At 64.1% G+C, this 16,563-nt stretch carries 18 protein-coding genes and 1 pseudogene; 6 read left to right on the top strand and 13 right to left on the bottom strand.

Annotated features, from left to right (window positions below):
- The first annotated feature begins 220 nt into the window (after window positions 1–220).
- Window positions 221–769 (top strand): RNA-dependent RNA polymerase family protein, encoded by a 549-nt coding sequence (locus FQV39_RS05255; protein WP_149129337.1) that lies wholly within the window; start codon window positions 221–223, stop codon window positions 767–769.
- Here the strand turns inward: FQV39_RS05255 and FQV39_RS05250 are convergent.
- From FQV39_RS05250 to FQV39_RS05230, 5 genes are read right to left on the bottom strand one after another with little or no spacing between them, the layout of a single operon-like run.
- Entirely contained in the window at window positions 766–1,857 is a 1,092-nt protein-coding gene (locus tag FQV39_RS05250) for an ABC transporter ATP-binding protein (RefSeq protein ID WP_149133670.1), read from the bottom strand. The genes FQV39_RS05255 and FQV39_RS05250 overlap by 4 nt on opposite strands.
- Window positions 1,857–3,365: an argininosuccinate lyase gene (gene argH, locus FQV39_RS05245; protein WP_149129336.1), complete on the bottom strand. Its 1,509-nt coding sequence runs from the start codon at window positions 3,363–3,365 to the stop codon at window positions 1,857–1,859. Before argH ends, FQV39_RS05250 begins: the two co-directional genes overlap by 1 nt.
- 3 nt (window positions 3,366–3,368) lie before the next feature.
- Window positions 3,369–4,220 carry a carbohydrate ABC transporter permease gene (locus FQV39_RS05240; protein WP_149129335.1) on the bottom strand — a complete coding sequence of 284 codons (852 nt, stop codon included), beginning with the start codon at window positions 4,218–4,220 and terminating at the stop codon, window positions 3,369–3,371.
- 1 nt (window position 4,221) lies between these two features.
- Complete coding sequence (locus FQV39_RS05235; RefSeq protein WP_149129334.1) at window positions 4,222–5,154, bottom strand: carbohydrate ABC transporter permease; 933 nt, start codon at window positions 5,152–5,154, stop codon at window positions 4,222–4,224.
- Between the two features lie 11 nt (window positions 5,155–5,165).
- Window positions 5,166–6,449, bottom strand: a complete 1,284-nt coding sequence (locus FQV39_RS05230; protein WP_149129333.1) for an extracellular solute-binding protein — start codon at window positions 6,447–6,449, stop codon at window positions 5,166–5,168.
- Window positions 6,450–6,661: 212 nt separating this feature from the next.
- On the opposite strand from FQV39_RS05230, the gene FQV39_RS05225 reads away from it, so the two are divergent.
- The 4 genes and pseudogenes from FQV39_RS05225 (at window position 6,662) to FQV39_RS05210 (ending at window position 8,908) form a co-directional block, all read left to right on the top strand.
- Complete coding sequence (locus FQV39_RS05225) at window positions 6,662–7,699, top strand: substrate-binding domain-containing protein (RefSeq protein WP_187640177.1); 1,038 nt, start codon at window positions 6,662–6,664, stop codon at window positions 7,697–7,699.
- Window positions 7,700–7,763: 64 nt separating this feature from the next.
- Window positions 7,764–8,060: pseudogene (locus FQV39_RS33605) on the top strand (IS6 family transposase); the annotation flags it as partial.
- A 104-nt stretch (window positions 8,061–8,164) separates the two neighbouring features.
- Window positions 8,165–8,521 (top strand): DUF1236 domain-containing protein, encoded by a 357-nt coding sequence (locus FQV39_RS34080; RefSeq protein ID WP_472840676.1) that lies wholly within the window; start codon window positions 8,165–8,167, stop codon window positions 8,519–8,521.
- Window positions 8,522–8,686: 165 nt separating this feature from the next.
- Window positions 8,687–8,908, top strand: coding sequence for a hypothetical protein (locus FQV39_RS05210; RefSeq protein ID WP_149129329.1), 222 nt, complete (start codon window positions 8,687–8,689; stop codon window positions 8,906–8,908).
- 258 nt (window positions 8,909–9,166) lie between these two features.
- Here the strand turns inward: FQV39_RS05210 and FQV39_RS05205 are convergent, their stop codons facing one another.
- The 6 genes from FQV39_RS05205 to FQV39_RS05180 form a co-directional block, all read right to left on the bottom strand.
- Complete coding sequence (locus FQV39_RS05205) at window positions 9,167–10,354, bottom strand: patatin-like phospholipase family protein (RefSeq protein ID WP_187640175.1); 1,188 nt, start codon at window positions 10,352–10,354, stop codon at window positions 9,167–9,169.
- A 222-nt stretch (window positions 10,355–10,576) separates the two neighbouring features.
- Complete coding sequence (locus FQV39_RS05200) at window positions 10,577–10,942, bottom strand: nuclear transport factor 2 family protein (RefSeq protein ID WP_149129327.1); 366 nt, start codon at window positions 10,940–10,942, stop codon at window positions 10,577–10,579.
- Between the two features lie 86 nt (window positions 10,943–11,028).
- Window positions 11,029–11,982: a zinc-binding dehydrogenase gene (locus FQV39_RS05195; RefSeq protein ID WP_149129326.1), complete on the bottom strand. Its 954-nt coding sequence runs from the start codon at window positions 11,980–11,982 to the stop codon at window positions 11,029–11,031.
- Window positions 11,983–11,996: 14 nt separating this feature from the next.
- The gene (locus tag FQV39_RS05190; RefSeq protein WP_149129325.1) at window positions 11,997–12,431 is read right to left on the bottom strand and encodes an ester cyclase; all 435 of its coding nucleotides are present in this window, start codon (window positions 12,429–12,431) and stop codon (window positions 11,997–11,999) included.
- Between the two features lie 194 nt (window positions 12,432–12,625).
- The gene (wrbA, locus tag FQV39_RS05185) at window positions 12,626–13,225 is read right to left on the bottom strand and encodes an NAD(P)H:quinone oxidoreductase (protein ID WP_149129324.1); all 600 of its coding nucleotides are present in this window, start codon (window positions 13,223–13,225) and stop codon (window positions 12,626–12,628) included.
- A 128-nt stretch (window positions 13,226–13,353) separates the two neighbouring features.
- Entirely contained in the window at window positions 13,354–14,124 is a 771-nt protein-coding gene (locus tag FQV39_RS05180) for an SDR family oxidoreductase (protein WP_149129323.1), read from the bottom strand.
- 238 nt (window positions 14,125–14,362) lie between these two features.
- On the opposite strand from FQV39_RS05180, the gene FQV39_RS05175 reads away from it, so the two are divergent.
- A complete protein-coding gene (locus FQV39_RS05175) occupies window positions 14,363–15,286 on the top strand; it encodes a LysR family transcriptional regulator (protein ID WP_210251213.1) in 924 nt (307 codons plus the stop codon).
- 23 nt (window positions 15,287–15,309) lie between these two features.
- Here the strand turns inward: FQV39_RS05175 and FQV39_RS05170 are convergent, their stop codons facing one another.
- Window positions 15,310–16,233, bottom strand: a complete 924-nt coding sequence (locus tag FQV39_RS05170) for a helix-turn-helix domain-containing protein (protein ID WP_248313260.1) — start codon at window positions 16,231–16,233, stop codon at window positions 15,310–15,312.
- Window positions 16,234–16,261: 28 nt separating this feature from the next.
- Window positions 16,262–16,546, bottom strand: a complete 285-nt coding sequence (locus FQV39_RS05165) for an Atu4866 domain-containing protein (RefSeq protein WP_149129320.1) — start codon at window positions 16,544–16,546, stop codon at window positions 16,262–16,264.
- Between the last annotated feature and the right edge of the window lie 17 nt (window positions 16,547–16,563).

Below are 16,563 nucleotides of genomic sequence, written 5' to 3'. Positions count from 1 at the left end.
GTCGCCTGCAATTGGATCTGCGCCATCACGGCGGCCTCCGACATCCGGCCTGGATGTTTGGCTAGCTGCGGTGTGGCGGCTATCGGGGTTTGCCCGGAAACAGCGGGAGCGCGACCCTGATTTGACGCAACGGTAGGGGACCCACGGCGATACGCAGAGGAGCTCTGCCACGACAAGCTGCATCCAATCAGGCAGCTCTCCAGCCGCCGCACGGCGCACGGTGCAGGCCACGAACCCCGATCACCTTGTCGGCATCGGTGAGCGCAACGGAATGGCGTATCTCGACAGCGTAACGGCTCAGGGATTCCCAATTACTGAGGATCGCGAAGAGCGCACGCGTCATTTACACGCGGTATGCGGACGACATCACATTTTCCGCCTATCAACCGCCCAGCCCGCTTTTCAAGGCCCGCTTCCGGCGGCGGGACGGTTCTCGTCCGACATCTTCGTGCCGGCAGTCACGTCCGCTTTCAAAGGAAACGGGTTCACGATCCATCCCGAAAAGACCCACTACGCCGATCGGAATTCCCGCCGCATAGTCACCGGCGTGAAGATCAATGCAGGCCTAAACGTAGATCGACGGTATGTCCGCAACATCTGGGCTATCCTGCATTCGATTCAAAGCATCGGTCTGGCTGCCGCTCAGAAGAAGCATGACGATGGCGGTGGCAAGGGCAACCTTGAAGCGCATTTGCGAGGCAAGATCTCCTACATCGCGCATCTCAAAGGAGCGTTGTCCTCGCACGCTAAAGTCTTACGCTGGCCTTAGTTGATCAGCTTCTCGGTCTGCTTATCAAACATTCGCAGGCTGTTGGCCCCCGCCCCGAATGCGACTGCATCGCCGGGTTTGAACACGACGGTAGAGGGGGCCCGGGCGACCACGTGGCCCGCAGGCAGGTCGATCAATACGAATGTCTCCGAGCCATGCGGTTCGGCCACTCGCACCTTGCCTTCGATTCGAACAGGGAAATCATCCCGCCCGTCGGTCAGCAGGTAGAGCTCCTGCGGCCTCACCCCCACGACGATTGATCGGCCTGTGCCGATGCCCGAAGGCAAACCTGTAACCCTGGACAAGTCAACGGCCACGGCGTTGGCTCCCACAGTCACCTGCTCGCCGTCGATCGTCGCGTCGATCATGTTCATTTCCGGCGTGCCGATGAAGCGCGCGGTGAAGATATCCACGGGCCGGTTGTACAACTCCATCGGTGCACCAACCTGAAGGATGCGGCCGTCGCGCATGACGACGATTCGATCGGCCAACGACATCGCCTCGACCTGATCGTGGGTGACGAAGACGATCGTGCTGCCGAGCCGCTGATGCAGCTGCTTGATCTCGAGCCGCATCTGCCCGCGCAGCTGGGCGTCGAGGTTGGAGAGAGGTTCGTCGAACAGGAAGGCCACGGGATCGCGCACCATCGCGCGGCCGATGGCGACGCGCTGCCTCTGCCCGCCGGAGAGCGCGGCGGGGCGGCGCTCGAGAAAGGGCTCCAGGCTCAGGATTCGGGCAGTCTCGCGGATGCGCGCCTGCTTCTCCGCCTTGGATAGCTTGGACGTGTAAAGCCCGAAGCCGATGTTCTGCGCCACGGTGAGATGCGGGTAGATTGCGTAGTTCTGGAAGACCATTGCGATGTTTCGATGCTTGGGCTCGTGGTCGTTGACGACCTGGCCGCCGATGCGCAGCGTTCCGCCGGAAATCGCCTCCAGCCCTGCGATCATGCGCAAGGTCGTCGATTTTCCGCAGCCAGAAGGGCCGACGAGGACGACGAACTCGCCATCCTCGATGGCAAGGTCGATCCCGTGGACGGTCGTGACGCTGCTGTAACGCTTGACGATCTTCTCAAGCTCGATCCTGGCCATCATCCACCTTTCGCGACATCTTGAATACGGCGTTCGAGTTCGTCGGCCGCACTGGCCTCCCGGGCAGAGGTCGCCGCGGCGCGGGTCTCGAACGTGTTGAGCGCAACGCGATAGCCTTCGAGAGCCGCATCCAAAGCAGCGGGCGCTGGGCCGCCAAACCGGTCGCGAACCGCGATGAAGTGCTCGGGTGAGACCATCTGGGTGAATTCGGCCGCGTCGGCCGCCGGCTTGCGTCCGACATGGCGCTCGAAGGCCAGGGCAAAGGCCGCATAGCCGTCTGTCGGCAGATCGCCCGACATGGCAACGACGGCACGGGCGACATCGGCGGCGATCTCGTGCCCCAGCCGGAAGGACAGGCCCTCGCTGCGCACGAGCCAGTCGGCGAGTTCCGTGATGGTGGCGCAGGAGCGGCTCAGATTGACCGCGACGCGTTCGGAGTCGATGCGGCAGGCACGAACCGTGGCCGTCAGGAGATCGAGCACGCGATGAGCGACATCGAAGACCTGATAGCCCATCTCGTGCGTCTCGGCCTCGCTGTCGGTCATGTCGGTGAACGGCGTGTTGTGCATCACGTCGACGACGGCGCGGGCACGCCCGACGGTCTGGCTCGACAGATGCCGCAGATGCTCGAACGGCACCGGATTGCGCTTTTGCGGCATGATCGACGAAATCTGCACGAAGGCATTCGGTAGATAGAGCTGTCCGACCTCGAAGCTCGACCAGAACTGAAAATCCTGGACCGGGCGACCGAGGTGCAGGAACAGGAGCGCGACCGCGCTGTAGACCGAGGTCAGGTAATCCGTCGCTGCGATGCAGGAATAGGAATTCTGCAGCGGCGCCGCGAAGCCGAGGAGCTCGGCGACGCGTTGCCGGCTGATCGGAAAGCCCGAGGTGGTGATCGCTGCCGCGCCCATCGGGCAGAGATCGACGATCGCGCGGGCGGCTTCGAGCCTCTCGATGTCGCGGATCAGCACCTCGATCACGGCGGCGAGGTAGTGCCCGTAGGTGGTGGGCTGGGCCGGCTGGCCATGAGTGTAGGCGACGATGAGGACGTCCCGTTCGCGCTCGGCCACCTCGATCAGCGCGGTCAGGAGCGTCCGGCAGGCCGTCAGCAGGCGATCGATGCGGGGTTTGAAGCCGAGCTTGAGAAAGGTGTGGTCGATGTCGTTGCGCGAGCGCGCCGTGTGCAGCCGGCCGCCGATGTCAGGCCCGACGCGCGCCTTCAGCTCGCGCTCCATATGGAAGAAGTAATCCTCGACGTCGCCGCCATAGGTGAGGGCCGCTAGGCTGATCTCGCGCTCCATCGCCAGCAGGGCACCAGCGATGGCCGCGCCCTGAGTCGCATCGAGTATGCCCGTCTCGACCAGCATGACGAGATGGGCGCGGTCTATCCTGCCCAGAGCCTCGGCATGATGGCTGCGGACACCGTCGAACAGCGGCCGCAGGACGGTCTCCCGGTAGACCGGATCGGGGAAGCGTGATCGGTCGCTGGCCTGCAGAATGCCCATGACTTAGCCCTTGACTCCCGCGAGCATGACGCCGCGCACGATGTAGCGTTGCAAGAACAGGAAGATCAGCAGCGTCGGGATGGTGGCGAGCGCCGCTCCCGTCATGATCAGCTCCCACTGGATCGATTGCTCGACGGCGAAACTCGAAAGCCCGACCGGCAGCGTGTAGAGCGACTGGTCGGTGGTGACGATCAGAGGCCAGAAGAAGGCCGTCCAGTTGCCGAGGAAGGTGAAGATCGCGAGCGCCGAAAGCGCGGGCGTGACGAGCGGCAGCGCAACCTTCCACCAGATCGCGAACTCGTTGAGGCCGTCGACCCGCGCCGCTTCAAGGAAGTCGTTCGGGACCGTCTCGAAGAATTGCTTCATCAGGAAGACGCCGAAGGCTGTGATCATGCCGGGGAACATGATGCCCCAATAGGTGTCGATCCAGCCGAGCTTGCTCGCCATCAGGTACCAGGGGATGACCAGCATCTCGGTCGGAATCATCAGCGTCGACAGGATCGCCAGGAAGACCGCCCGCCGGCCGGGAAAGCTGAACTTCGCCAGCGTGTAGGCGACGAGGCTGTCGAAGAACAGGCATGACAGGGTGACGATCGTGGCGATCAGCGTCGAATTCAGGAACCAGCGGCCGAAGCGCCCGTCGGACAGGACCTTGATGTAGTTGGCGAGCGTCGGCTGATCGGGGATCAGGCGAAGGTCATAGACCTGGCCGGCCGATTTCAGCGAGGTGGAGAACATGAACAGGAGCGGCGTCATCATCACGATGCCGCCGAGGAACAGGATCGTCCAGGCGATGATCCGGCCGGGGCGGACGGCTCCGTAGGCGGGCAGGGGCTTAGCGGTGTCTCTGCTCATCTCAGCGGCTCCTCAGGATCCAGAGCTGCGCCATCGAGATCGAGAACAGAATGGTGAACAGCACGACGGTCTGGGCCGCTGCGTAGCCCATCTGATAAGAGGAGAAAGCCGTCTGATAGATCATCAGGACCAGCGGCTTGGTCGAGTTGAGCGGGCCGCCAGGGTCGTTGCTGGTCATGTTGTAGACCTGATCGAATATCCGCAGGAATCCGATCGACGAAAACACGACGAGGAAGACGGTGGTCGGCTTCAGCAGCGGTATGGTGATGCGGGTCAGGATCGCCCCATCGCCCAGCCCGTCGATGCGTGCCGCCTCGTAATAGCTCGTTGGGATGGCGCGCAGCCCGGCCATGAAGATGATGATCTGGAAGCCGAGATGCGCCCAGATCGCGGTCAGCATGATCGCCGGCAGCGCCTGGTCGACCGACCGGAGGAAGGGCTGCGCCGGCAGGCCGACGAAGCCGAGGAGGCTGTTGATGACCCCGATCGGCGGGGGCTGGTAGAACCAGCGCCAGACCCAGGCCATCGCGGCGGCGGTGGTGAGATAGGGCAGGAAGTAGAGCGCGCGGATCAGGCCGTGCAAGAACACCACGCGGTCGAGATAGTAGGCGATGGCGAATGACAGCACGATCGCGATCGGCGTGCCGAAGATCAGATAGGCGAAGGTGTTGCGGAAGACCTGCCAGAACACCGGATCGGCGAACAGCTTGCGGTAGTTGTCGAGGCCGACGAAGCGCGCCTCGTTCAGCAGATCCCAGTCGGTCACCGACAGGTAGAAGGCCTCCAGAGTCGGATAGAAGCGGACGATGGCGAAGAAGAGCACGGGGAGGGCGAGAAACGCCCAGGCCCAGACGATCTGCTTCGTGGAAATGGACAGCCGTCCCCAGACGCCTCCGGAGCCCGCGCTCCGAGGCGGCAATGTCGTCGCGGTCATGCGCCGGCCTCTTACTTTGCCTTGAATTTGTCGAGGATGGCTTGCTCGCGTGCCGCCGCCGCGTTCAGAGCATCCTTGACCGGCACGTCCTTCAGCAGCACGCCGTTGATCATGTCGATCGAGACCTGGCGCTGGGCCGACTCGTCGACCAGCGGCGGGGTCGCTGCATAGTCGAGCGCGCGGATGAAGGGCCCGTAGATCGGGTCCTTGATGTTGGCTTCGGTCAGCGCCACAGCGCGGCGGGCCGGCAGTTCACCCACCTTCTCCAGCCAGATGTTCATCGCCTTCTCGGAGGAGATGAAAGCCAGGAACTTCTCGGCGGCCGCCTGCTTCTCGCCCGTGGCCGAAGCGCCGATTGCGTTGGCGAAATAGCTGCCGAAATTAGCGCGCGTGCCGTTATAGGTCGGCAGTTCGGCGACGCCCCATTTGAAGTTCTGGATCGTCTTGTAGGAGGCGACGCGGAAGGTGCCGTCCACCACCATGCCGGCAAGGCCGGCGCGGAACGCCGCCTGGCCCTCGTCCATGAAGCCCTCCTGGCCAACGCGGTGCACCTTCTGCAGGCCCGTGTAGAATTCGAGCGACTTGCTGCCGGCCTCGGTATTGTAGGCGACCTTGCCGCCATCCGCCGAATAGGACTCGCCGCCATACTGACGGACGAGGATCTCGCGCCACCAGTTATGGTCCTGCCGCGCGATGTCGAGCGCGATGCCGACCTGCTGATAGTTGCCGGCGGCGTCGCGCTTGACGATCGCCTTGGCGGCAGCGACGAACTCGTCCAGCGTCTGCGGCGGCTTCTCCGGGTCGAGCCCGGCCTTCTGGAACAGATCCTTGTTGTAGAAGAGCGCCATCGCCCGCACGGCCGTTGGCAGGCCGTAATATTGGCCGTTGCGCTTCATCGCTGAGACGATGGAGAAGAAGTCCCGCTCGATCTCCGCGTCCTTGAACGCCGTCTTCGACAGCGGCTGGACCAGCTTGCCGGCAATGAAGGTGTCGAGCCAGCCATAGAACAGCTGCATCACGTCCGGGCCGCGCCCGGCAGCCTTGGCCGCGATCAGCCGGGTCTGATAGTCGGCATAGGGAAAGGTCACCTGCTTGACCGTGATGCCGGGGTTCTCGGCCTCGAACTGCTTGATCAGCTCGGTCATGGCCTGGACGCGGGTGTCGAAGACATATTGCCAATACTGAATCTCGACCGCCTGCGCACGACCGGAGCCGGACGCCAGAAAGCCGAAGACCATGGCCGCGGCCAAGAGCAGCCGACGAATCGAGAAACGGGCGATTGTCGCAAAACTCATCAGGGGCATCCTCCCGGGTGCATCACTGTTTGCCAGTGTATTATGCAAGCGCTTGCATGGTACGTTGACATTGGCGTTTGTCAACCAGGGTTGATGTGGGCTAAATCCGGGTCTGCGCCGGCCATATCAGCCATTCCGCGAGCCGATCCCGGTGAGCGACACGGATGTGCAAGGCGACGAGGTGACTTCAGGTGCGTGAAGAAGGCAAGCGCTTGCATAAACACACTGCGGATCTGAAAACGCTCGCCCTCGAGCTCGGCCTTTCTCAATCCACCGTCAGCCGGGCTCTGCGTGCCCATCCCGGCATACCGGAGACGACGCGGCGGCGCGTCGTTGCAGCCGCCGAGGCGGCAGGATACCGGCCGAACGCGCGGGCGCGCAGTCTTGCGATCGGTCGGGCCGAGGCGATCGGGCTCGTCTTCCCGCTCGAGCGGCTCCAGCTGCCCGAAACCAATTTCGTGGATGTGCTGGCGGGCATTTCGACGGCCGTTACGCGCCGCAACTACAGCTTGCTTCTTTCCCCGTTCGAGGATGATGAGGCGGCCGTCCTGCGCAAGCTGGCTTCATCGAAGGCCGTCGACGGGGTCATCATCACGCGCCCCCTCGTCGACGATCCGCGCATCGCGTTGCTGAACCAGCTGCGCCTGCCTTTTGTCGTGCACGGGCGCAGCGAGGTGAAGGAGCCCTATTCCTTCGTCGACACGGACAACGATACGTCATTCGAACGTTTGACGAGCCTGCTCCTCGACTATGGGCACCGTCGCATCGTGGCGGTGAACGGCCTCGAGAAGTTCCGTTACGCCGCCGCGCGTGCCGCGAGCTTCCTGCGCGCCTTCGCTGCTCGCGGGCTGACCCCGTTGCCGGATGCGATCGAATTCGTCTCGATGACCGAAGCCACGGGCTATGAGACCGCGATGCGCCGCCTCGACGATCCGGAGCGGCCGACAGCCTTCATCTGCGGGTCGGTTTTCCAGGCTCGCGGCGTGTATCGCGCCATACGCGAGCGTGGGCTGAAAATCGGCGCCGATGTCTCGGTCGTTTGCCATGACGACGGCGTGAGGGGATGCAGCGCGGCCGAGTTTGTCCCCCCACTGACAGCGACTGCGACCTCGATCCGTAGCGCAGGCGAGCAGCTCGCTCTGATCTTGATCGATCTGATCGAACAGAAAGCCTCGGAACCAGTTCGCGAGATACTACCTTTCGAACTCATCCTGCGCGATTCCGTCGCTTTGGCGCAGCCGCAACCTTAGTGGCTGGAGGGGCATCGTCACGGGAACGCTGACGGTCTGAGCTCGCTCGTCGTAGGGTAGGGGCATGCAGTCAATCCCCTATGCTCGCCACCAGTTCCCACCCGAGGTCATCCGGCACGCTGTTTGGCTCTATCTGCGGTTCACCTTGAGCTACCGCGATGTCGAGGAGCTGTTGGCTGGGCGCGGCCTCGATGTCTCCTACGAGACGATCCGACGGTGGGTGTGCAAGTTCGGACCCGCGTTTTCCCGGAACCTGCGCCGGCTCCGGCCCCGAGCGACGGACACGTGGCATTTGGACGAGATGGTCGTCTCGATCCAGGTGCGGCGCCTGGTTCTATGGCGTGCCGTCGACAGCGAGGGAGGGAAGGGGGCTTCTCTACTCGCAGAATCAGGTCTTCGGTCAACCCGTCTGCGAAAACGTTCTGCTCCGTTTCCCCGCTCAAGTTGGTGAACGGCAACACGGCGATGGATGGCTTGGCAGGCAGCGGCAGAGGACGGGCCATGAAGCGTCCGGTTCTTGGATTCGTCGTAGCGACGGCTCTGGCGGCCAGTTCGGCGGCTGTCGCGCAAGTCAGCGCCGAGACCACCATCGGCCAGCCCGAGCAAACCCGTATCAAGGAGTATGTGGTCAAGGAGAAGGTGAAGCCCGCGATGATCAAGGAGAAGGTCACCGTCGGAGCGACCTTGCCGGCCGATGTGGAACTCCACGCGGCGCCCGCCGATTGGGGGCCGAGCGTCAGCAGGTATCGCTCCATCTATACCGACGATCATGTCGTGTTGGTCGAGCCTTCAAGCCGTCGCATCGTTCATATCGTCGAGTGACGCGATCGAATGACGTTTCCCAACGTGGGAGCTGCCCGCCTCAACACTTGATCGGCGACGGTCACCGGCCCGGTCTCCGAAAGGGGATCGGGCCATTTTTTGACATTGCGGTGATTACTCCGTTCCTTAAATTCCCCGATGCGAGAACCACTTCGGAGGAAGAGCATGCCGTTCTCATCGTTGAGCGACCCCGTTGACCTCGCTCGGGCGCAGGCGGCCTTGGAGGCTGCTTGGAACGAAGTCAGATCGACCATTCCCGATGCCTTTGATGAGCGTGAACGCACCAATCTGGCCTACATTGTCGCCGCGTTGGTCCATGTCGCTGAAGACGAAGACGACCTGACCCGCCGGGCCATCGAGCGATACCGACGATGTGCCGCCGCATGATTTTGGCCCCGTCAGCTTCGGCTGGCGGGGTCTTCTCTTTTGGGGCGGTAGGAGTCAAGCAAAGGCTTCGCGCTATCGCTGGAGCCTGCCCGAGAGAGCGAGCCCACGTTCCATCTCATAGAGTCTGCTGATGCCGGCAAGGCGCGGGTAGGGAGCGGCACTCACTCCTTGTTTCGGCATCGGATTTCAGCGGAGGGCAGCTTCCGCTTTCGGCAACTCCGAACGCGAAACCGCTACGCGCTTTTTGCTGGAATTGCTCTAGCGCCGCAATGCGAGCATCGGCGAGGCCGGCGGTGTCTTGCGCCATGCCTGTCCCCGCAGGGCGTCCTGATAGCCCATCCTGAAGAGCGCCTGCATGTAGAGCGGGTCGAATTCGGAGCGCGGCTGCACCGCGAAACTTTCGGGCACGGCCGCAAAGGCGAAATCGGCCTTCATCTGCCGCGCGACCTCCGACAGCGTCGTGATGTTCGCAAGCGACTGGTACTTCACCAGCGTCGTGATGGAGCGTGAGGCCAGCGCCATCACGCTGCGTTCGCTCGCCTTGTATTCGGGGCCGAGCTTGCCGTTGCGGACCACGTAGAGACTCAGGTGCCGTTCATGCCCGAAATGGCGGCGGGCGGCGCCGTTCAGGTCGAGCCCCGGCGGTGCGAAGAAGATCTGGGCGGAGACGCCGCCATCGACATGCAGCTCGTCGTAGAGCCGGCCTTCGCTGGCCACATTGAGCGCGACCGGCGGGAAGACGCCCGGAATGGCCGCGGAGGCGAGGAGCGCGTCGACGAACAGCTTGCGGCGCTCCGGATTGCCGCTGGCGGCGATGGCGCCGAGATCCCAGACCACCGGTCGCTGCGCATCGAGGTTGGTCGTCTGGACGAGCAGGCGTCGCCCCTTGCGGTGCTCGGTTGCGATCGTATCGAGCAGGGCGTCGTCGGCGTGACGCTCGATCAGGCGGCGCAGCGGCTCCGTGTCGTAGAGCGAGTCGCCGAGGAGCCCGACGATCCCCCTGTTGCGAAACAGGTCGCTGTCGCCATAGCGCGTATAGATCTCTTCCAGGGCGGCATCATAGGCTGGTCCGGCGAATACGAAGGGCGCTGCCAGCGAGCCCGTGCTGACGCCGGTGACCACTTCGAAGCGCGGCCGGTCGCCTCGTTCGCTCCAGCCCTTCAGGACACCAGCCCCGTAGGCGCCATCCGCGCCTCCACCGGAGATCGCCAGGAAGCTCGCCTCGTTCCGGCAGGCGCGGCAGCCCGATGCCGCGATCTGCCGATACTGGTTGTCGAGATAAGCGGGAACGCGGCTGTCGATGCCGTCGGCCCAGAACCGCACCGTGCCGTAGCCGGCGACCTCGGCCCCTTCCTGCCGTTCGAAGGGCAAGGCTTGCGGACGCCCCTGGAAGGTGCAGGCGGGGAGCAGCATCAACGCCAGGCACAGGGCGGCGCGAACGATCATCACGCGCCTCCACGATCGACGCTTGGAGCTACTATGGCTCCGGAGCTGGGGCATTCAAGCCCGAATGCAACGATCGTGGAAAAGCGCCTGGAGCGTCGTGGAAGCCAACCGCTCTTGTCGGAAGGTTGGGATGACCGTTTTCAGAGTTTCGAACGTCAGTCGGATCGGCGCCTGTAACCCAGCTGCGGCATCATGTCAGCCGCCTGGCTCCTCGCGCCCCACTCAAGGCAACGCGTCGAAGAAAAGATAGACGGCGGCGATCTTGCCGTCGCGCGCGATCGCGAAATCGGTTCCGGCATAGGCCGGGGGGTGGCCCGGGCTGCCCGAGACCCAGCGAACGCGGCCGGCATCGCCGACCACTTCCGGCTCGGAAAGCGGTTGATATCGGAAGTCGGGATGACCGGCCTTGATCACTCCGGCGATGCGGTCGATCTCGGCACGGCCGCGGAAGACGCCGCCATTGGGATCATGGAACACGGCATCCTCGTGGAAGATCTCATCGATCGCGGCGCGGCGGCGGTCAGGGTCGGGCTCCCCGAACACGTCGTGGAGATTGCGAAGCAGCAAGGCCGACAGGGTGCTGGACATGGCGTCGCTCACAGGAGGATGAGGTGAAAGGCGTCAATGGCGCTCCCAAAAGGGGAACGCCATTGACGCTAGCAAGCAAGGGCCCGTTAAGGAACCAGGATCGGATTCGGGCCGATGGTGCGGTCGGCGATGTCGCGATGGGCTTGCGCGGCATCGAGCAGGCGATAGCGATGCAGCGCGATGTCACCGAAGATGCCCTCCCTCCAGCGATCGAACAGCTCGTTCGAGGCCTGCGCCAGCAGGGCTCCCTTGACGGTGGCCGCCGCGCTGGCATGCGCGACTGTGATCAAGCGCGACGTCAGTTCGGCCTGATCAATCTCCGGTGCGCCGGATGCGGCTCCGATCGTGAAGATCTCGCCACCGTCGTGCACCGCCTTCAGCGAGGCGGGAAAGGTTGCCTTGCCCACGAACTCGTAGACGACGTCGACCCCTTGCGGCGCGACGGCGCGGATCCGGAGCCCGAGATCGGGTTCGTCAGAGGCGAGCGCGTGATCGACCTCGGATGCGATCCCGCCGAGTTTGGCGGCCGAGCCGACCGCGATGACGGTCGCGCCCAGAGCTTTCGCCCAGCGCGTGACGAGTGAGCCGACACCGCCGGTCGCCCCCTGGACCAGCACCTTGTCGCCCGGCCTGACCTGGTGGAGGTGGCGAACGGCGAGCCAGGCTGTGATGCCCTTGGTCAGGAAGCCGGCAGCGGTATCGGTCGCGACATCGTCGGGCAGCCTGATGAGGGCGGCCTCGTCGACCAGACGCTCGGCCGCATAGGCGCCCGGAGCGAAGAAATAGGCGACGCGGTCGCCGATATCGAATTGGCGAACGCCCGGGCCGGTCTCGGTGACGATGCCGGCAGCTTCCACGCCGGTCACGAAGGGTAATGGCGCCCCGAATGCGCCGGACCGGAACATCGTGTCGATGAAGTTCACGCCGATGGCGTCGTGGCGCAGCTTGACCTGGCCGGCACCGGGATGCCCGACCTTCTCGTCTTCAGCGACGAGGACCGACGGGGCGCCGGTTTCGTGCATGCGAATGACGGTGCTCATGGCACGCTCTCCCTTTACTTCGACAGCGGCGCGATCACGCCGAGCTGCTGGAGAACCGAATAGAGGTTCGCGACGCCCCAGTGATCGGTGATCTTGCCGTCGACAACGCGCATCGCGTCGACGGTCTCGAAGCTCAGCGTCTTGCCGGTGGCGGGGATGCCGAGGAATTCGCCCTGATGCGTGCCGTGATAGGTCTTGAAGGTGGTGACGACGTCGCCATCGGCGCGCTGCCAGTGGATTTCCGGCCTGAAGTCGGGGAACGCGACGCGCAGGCGCTTGTAGAGGCCGAGCACGCTCGCCTTGTCGCTGTTCATGCCCGGCTGGGGGGTGTGATCGTGGAAATCGTCGGAGAACAGCGTGTCGAAGAGCGCCCAGTCTCCGCCGCCCTGAACCTCTTCGGTATTGCGGCGGATGATGGCTTTCGCCTGTTCGCTGATGTCCTGTGTCATGGGATTGTGCTTCCTGGGTTAGAGTTCGAAGCCGCCGATGGTCGTCCCGGAGCCTGTGCCGGTCACGAGCACGACTTTGTCTTTGAAGTCTTCGGGCATGAGTTCCTCCCTTGCGAAGGGAGGTTCTTCCTTCGCTTGAGGTGACCCGTCGATTTTGGTTGGAGCGGCCGGGCTATGCGGCCCGGCCTATCGGATCAGCCGAATAGCTTGGCGGCCGTCTTCGCGACGAGTCCGCCCTGGTGCCGGGCGCCCTCCAGCTCGATCGCCGAAGGCTGGCGCGAGCCGTCGCCGCCGGCCACGGTCGTCGCGCCATAGGGAGCGCCGCCGACGATCTCTTCCAGCGTCATCTGGCCGGCATGGCTGTAGGGCAGGCCGACGATCGTCATGCCGAAATGCAGCAGATTGGTGATGATCGAGAAGAGGGTCGTCTCGTTGCCGCCATGCTGCGTCGCCGACGAGGTGAAGGCTGCGCCGACCTTGCCGTGCAGGGCACCGCGAACCCACAGCCCGCCGGCCTGGTCGAGGAAGGCCGCCATCTGGCTCGACATCCGGCCGAAGCGCGTGCCGGTTCCGACGATGATGGCGTCATAGTGCTCGAGATCGGCCACGCTGGCGACCGGCGCGGCCTGGTCGAGCTTGAAATGGGCCTTCTTGGCGATTTCCTCGGGCACCGTTTCCGGCACGCGCTTGATGTCGACAGTCGCGCCGGCGGCCCGGGCGCCATCGGCCATGGCGTTCGCCATGGTCTCGATGTGCCCGTAGGACGAGTAATACAGCACCAGAACCTTGGCCATGATGGAAGTTTCCTTTCGTGAGGGACTAGTCTTGAACTGGGGCTTGCCGGAGTATTTCTGCCGTTCGGCAGCCCTGTTGGAAATCCGAATACGATCGAGCGTTAGGTTCGATGAATTCGGCAAGCGGCTCAGATCACGGCGAGCAGGCCGCCATCGACCTGAAGCGTGATGCCCGTGACATAGCTCGACAGATCCGAGCCCAGGAACGCGACGGCATCGCCGATTTCCGACGGCTGTCCGAGGCGCCTCAGCGGCGTGCGCTGGCGAAAGCCCTCGCTGGCCGCGGCGATGTCCGGCGTCTTGCGCAGCAACTCGGTGTCGATGGTGCCGGGTGCGATGGCGTTCACGCGAATGCCGTCTGGGCCGAGCGCATCGGCAAGGGCCTTGGCCATCAGGACGACGCCGCCCTTGCTCGTCGAATAGGCGACGGTGATGCCGGCGCCGGCGATCCCGCCCATGCTGGCCATCAGAACGATGCTGCCGCCCTTGCCACGCTCCTTCATGCGCCGGGCCGCGGCCTGCGCCCCGAACAGCGTGCCGTCGAGGTTGATCGACATCAGCCGGCGGTAATCCTGCTCGCTGACGTCGGCACCATCGGAGCGGAGCGAGATGCCGGCATTCAGTACCATCACATCGGCACCGCCGAATTCGTCCGCCGCGGCGACCAGGGCGTCGTTGTCGGCGCGGTTCGACACGTCAGCTTTGAAGAAGCGCGCGGCTACGCCGAGGGCTTCGATCTCGGAGGTGGTGGGGGCGCCGCCTTCGCGCGGGGTCTCGGTGATGTCCGAGACGATCACGGCCTTGGCGCCGTGGCGCGCCGCCGCGATGGCGATCGCTCGCCCGATGCCGCTCGATGCGCCGGTCACGACGACGGTCTTGTCCTTCAGGATATCGCTCATGGTCTGTCTCCTGGGCGAGCGACCGCATTCCGCGATCGCGCGGTTCTTTGGGTGTTGTGAAGGATGGGTTCGTGCCGAGCGCCGGCTGTCTTCAGTCCGGCTTGATCAGGATGCTCATGGGCTTTTCCTCATCTCGGCTCGAAAGCCCGTGATCTTTGCGGTGAGGAAAATCTATGCTCGCGAGGCGGACGAAAAAACCGGCATAAGATAGACGATTACGTTCGAGGAAATCGACATGATCTCGGAGCCGGGCACTCCCACCCTCGACCAACTCAAGGTCCTGCTGACCGTCGTCGATGTCGGCAGTTTTGCCGGCGCGGCGCGCAAGCTGAACCGCGCCACCTCCGTCGTCAGCTATGCGATCGCGAATCTCGAGGCGCAGCTCGGCCTGACCCTTTTCGATCGCGAGACCACCCGCAAGCCGCAGCTCACGGAGGCCGGGCGCATGGTTCTGGCCGAGGCGCGGCGCGTCAGCAACAGCATCGACAACCTGCGGGCCAAGTCGAAGGGCCTTTTGCAGGGGCTGGAGTCGGAACTGCACATCGTTCTCGACACGCTGCTGCCCGAGCATCGCGTAGTCGATGCCCTGACCAGCTTTCGGGAGCATTTCCCGACCGTCAATCTGCACCTCTATGTCGAGTCCCTCGGCGCTGTGACGCGGCTGGTCCTCGATCGTGTCGCAACCATCGGCGTCGCGGGTCCGCTGGTGACGGTCGATGCCATCGAGAAGGTCGGCATCGGCAGCGTGCGCATGATCCCGGTCGCCGCGCCCGGCCACCCGCTGGCCAGTGCGGAAAACATCCCGCCGGGCGCCGGACGCGAGCATGTCCAGCTCGTCCTGACCGATCGATCCGATCTCACCAGAGGCAGGGATGTTGCGGTCGTGGGGACAAGCACCTGGCGGCTGGCCGATCTCAGCTCCAAGCATATGCTGCTCAAGGCGGGGATCGGCTGGGGCAACATGCCGGAGCCGATGATCCGCGACGATCTCGCCGCCGGCCGCCTGATCCATCTCGACATGCCCGACAGCATCGGTGGCTATTACGTCATGGATGCGATCTATCGCACGGATACGCCGCCAGGGCCGGCGGGCCGATGGCTGATCGAGCGCTTTCGGGGACAGGTGCCTAGTGTCGCCGCCGAGGCCGGCACGGTGGGCTGAAAGGCGTAGCCGCCGCGCCCGTCCTAGCCTCTGCGATAATCGCTTGGCGATACGCCGGTCTCGCGGCGGAAGATCTGGGCGAAATGGCTGGGGCTGGAGTAGCCGACGGCCATGCCGATCTCGATGATGCTGGTGTCGGTTTCCTGGAGCAGTTGCCGGGCCTTGGCCACCCGCTGCCGAATGAAGTGGTGCGAGGGAGGCAGGCCCGTCGCCTTCTTGAACAGCCGGCTGAAATGGAATTCGCTCATTCCCGCCGCTTGCGCCAGTTGGCCAAGATCGAACGGCTCTTCCAGACGGGCTTCCATGAAGGCGATCGCCCGCCTGAGCTTGGAGCTCGGCAAGGCATTTTGGGCGCGCGTATCGGCGTCTGCGACCGCATAATGGCGCAGGAGATGCACGGCGAGGCTCTGCGCCAGCCCTTCGACGAACAGCGCGCTACCGCCGCTTTCCGCGACCAGTTCTCCGTGGAGCAGGCTGAGGATATGCGAGAGCGTTTCGTCGCGGGCGCCGGAGACGTCCTTCAGGGTGATGTTGCCTACGGCTTTGCCCAGCATCTCTCGCGCCGCCCTTTCGAACAGCGGGACGGAGACATAAAGGTGCATCACCTGAAAGGGCCGATCGCCGTCGGCTTGCCACCGCATTTCATAAGGAACCGGTGAGCGCGTCAGGAAGAAGTCGCCGACATTCACCCGGTTGGCCGTCCATTGGTCGCCGAGGTCACGCTCTTCGACGATGGCGTTGCCCGCCATGACCCAGACGATGAGCGGCTCCGCCACGGCAGGAACCAGGAAGGGCGCCTGAACGCGGTCCCGGGACAGGATCTGGACGAAGACGTCCTTCCAGGCCGGGCCGTCGCCGCTCATCAGCGTGGTCCCGCTGATATAGCTTTCGAGCCCGGCCGGAGAGGTCCGTTCAGGGACGGATGACGGCGGAGACGGTTCGTTCAAGGCACGATCCTCTTCCCCGGTTCTGCGATTATCGCGGAGACTTGCCGTCGCGATACAGGATCATGCCGGCATGGTGGAGCACGCCGTCGATGAACTCGCCATCGGCGGTGAAGCCGGTGTCGTCCCAATAATCGATATGATTGCCGCGGACTTCGTAGCGTCCTTGATAGGCGCTCTCGCGGCGGCCGCGTGCCTCGTCATAACGGCCATTGGGCAGCAGGTTGTGGCGGATGTGGCCGTCCTTCGTGATCCACATGCCAACATAGGGGTGGGTCATGCCGGGCGCGGAGACTGCATTTCGAACCTTGCTCATCGGCGAGTGTCCTTGCT

Source organism: Bosea sp. F3-2 (genome assembly GCF_008253865.1).
In the GTDB taxonomy this organism is placed as follows: domain Bacteria; phylum Pseudomonadota; class Alphaproteobacteria; order Rhizobiales; family Beijerinckiaceae; genus Allobosea.
The sequence above is the reverse complement of the archived record's forward strand: the minus strand, read 5'-3'. Positions and strand labels throughout refer to the sequence as shown.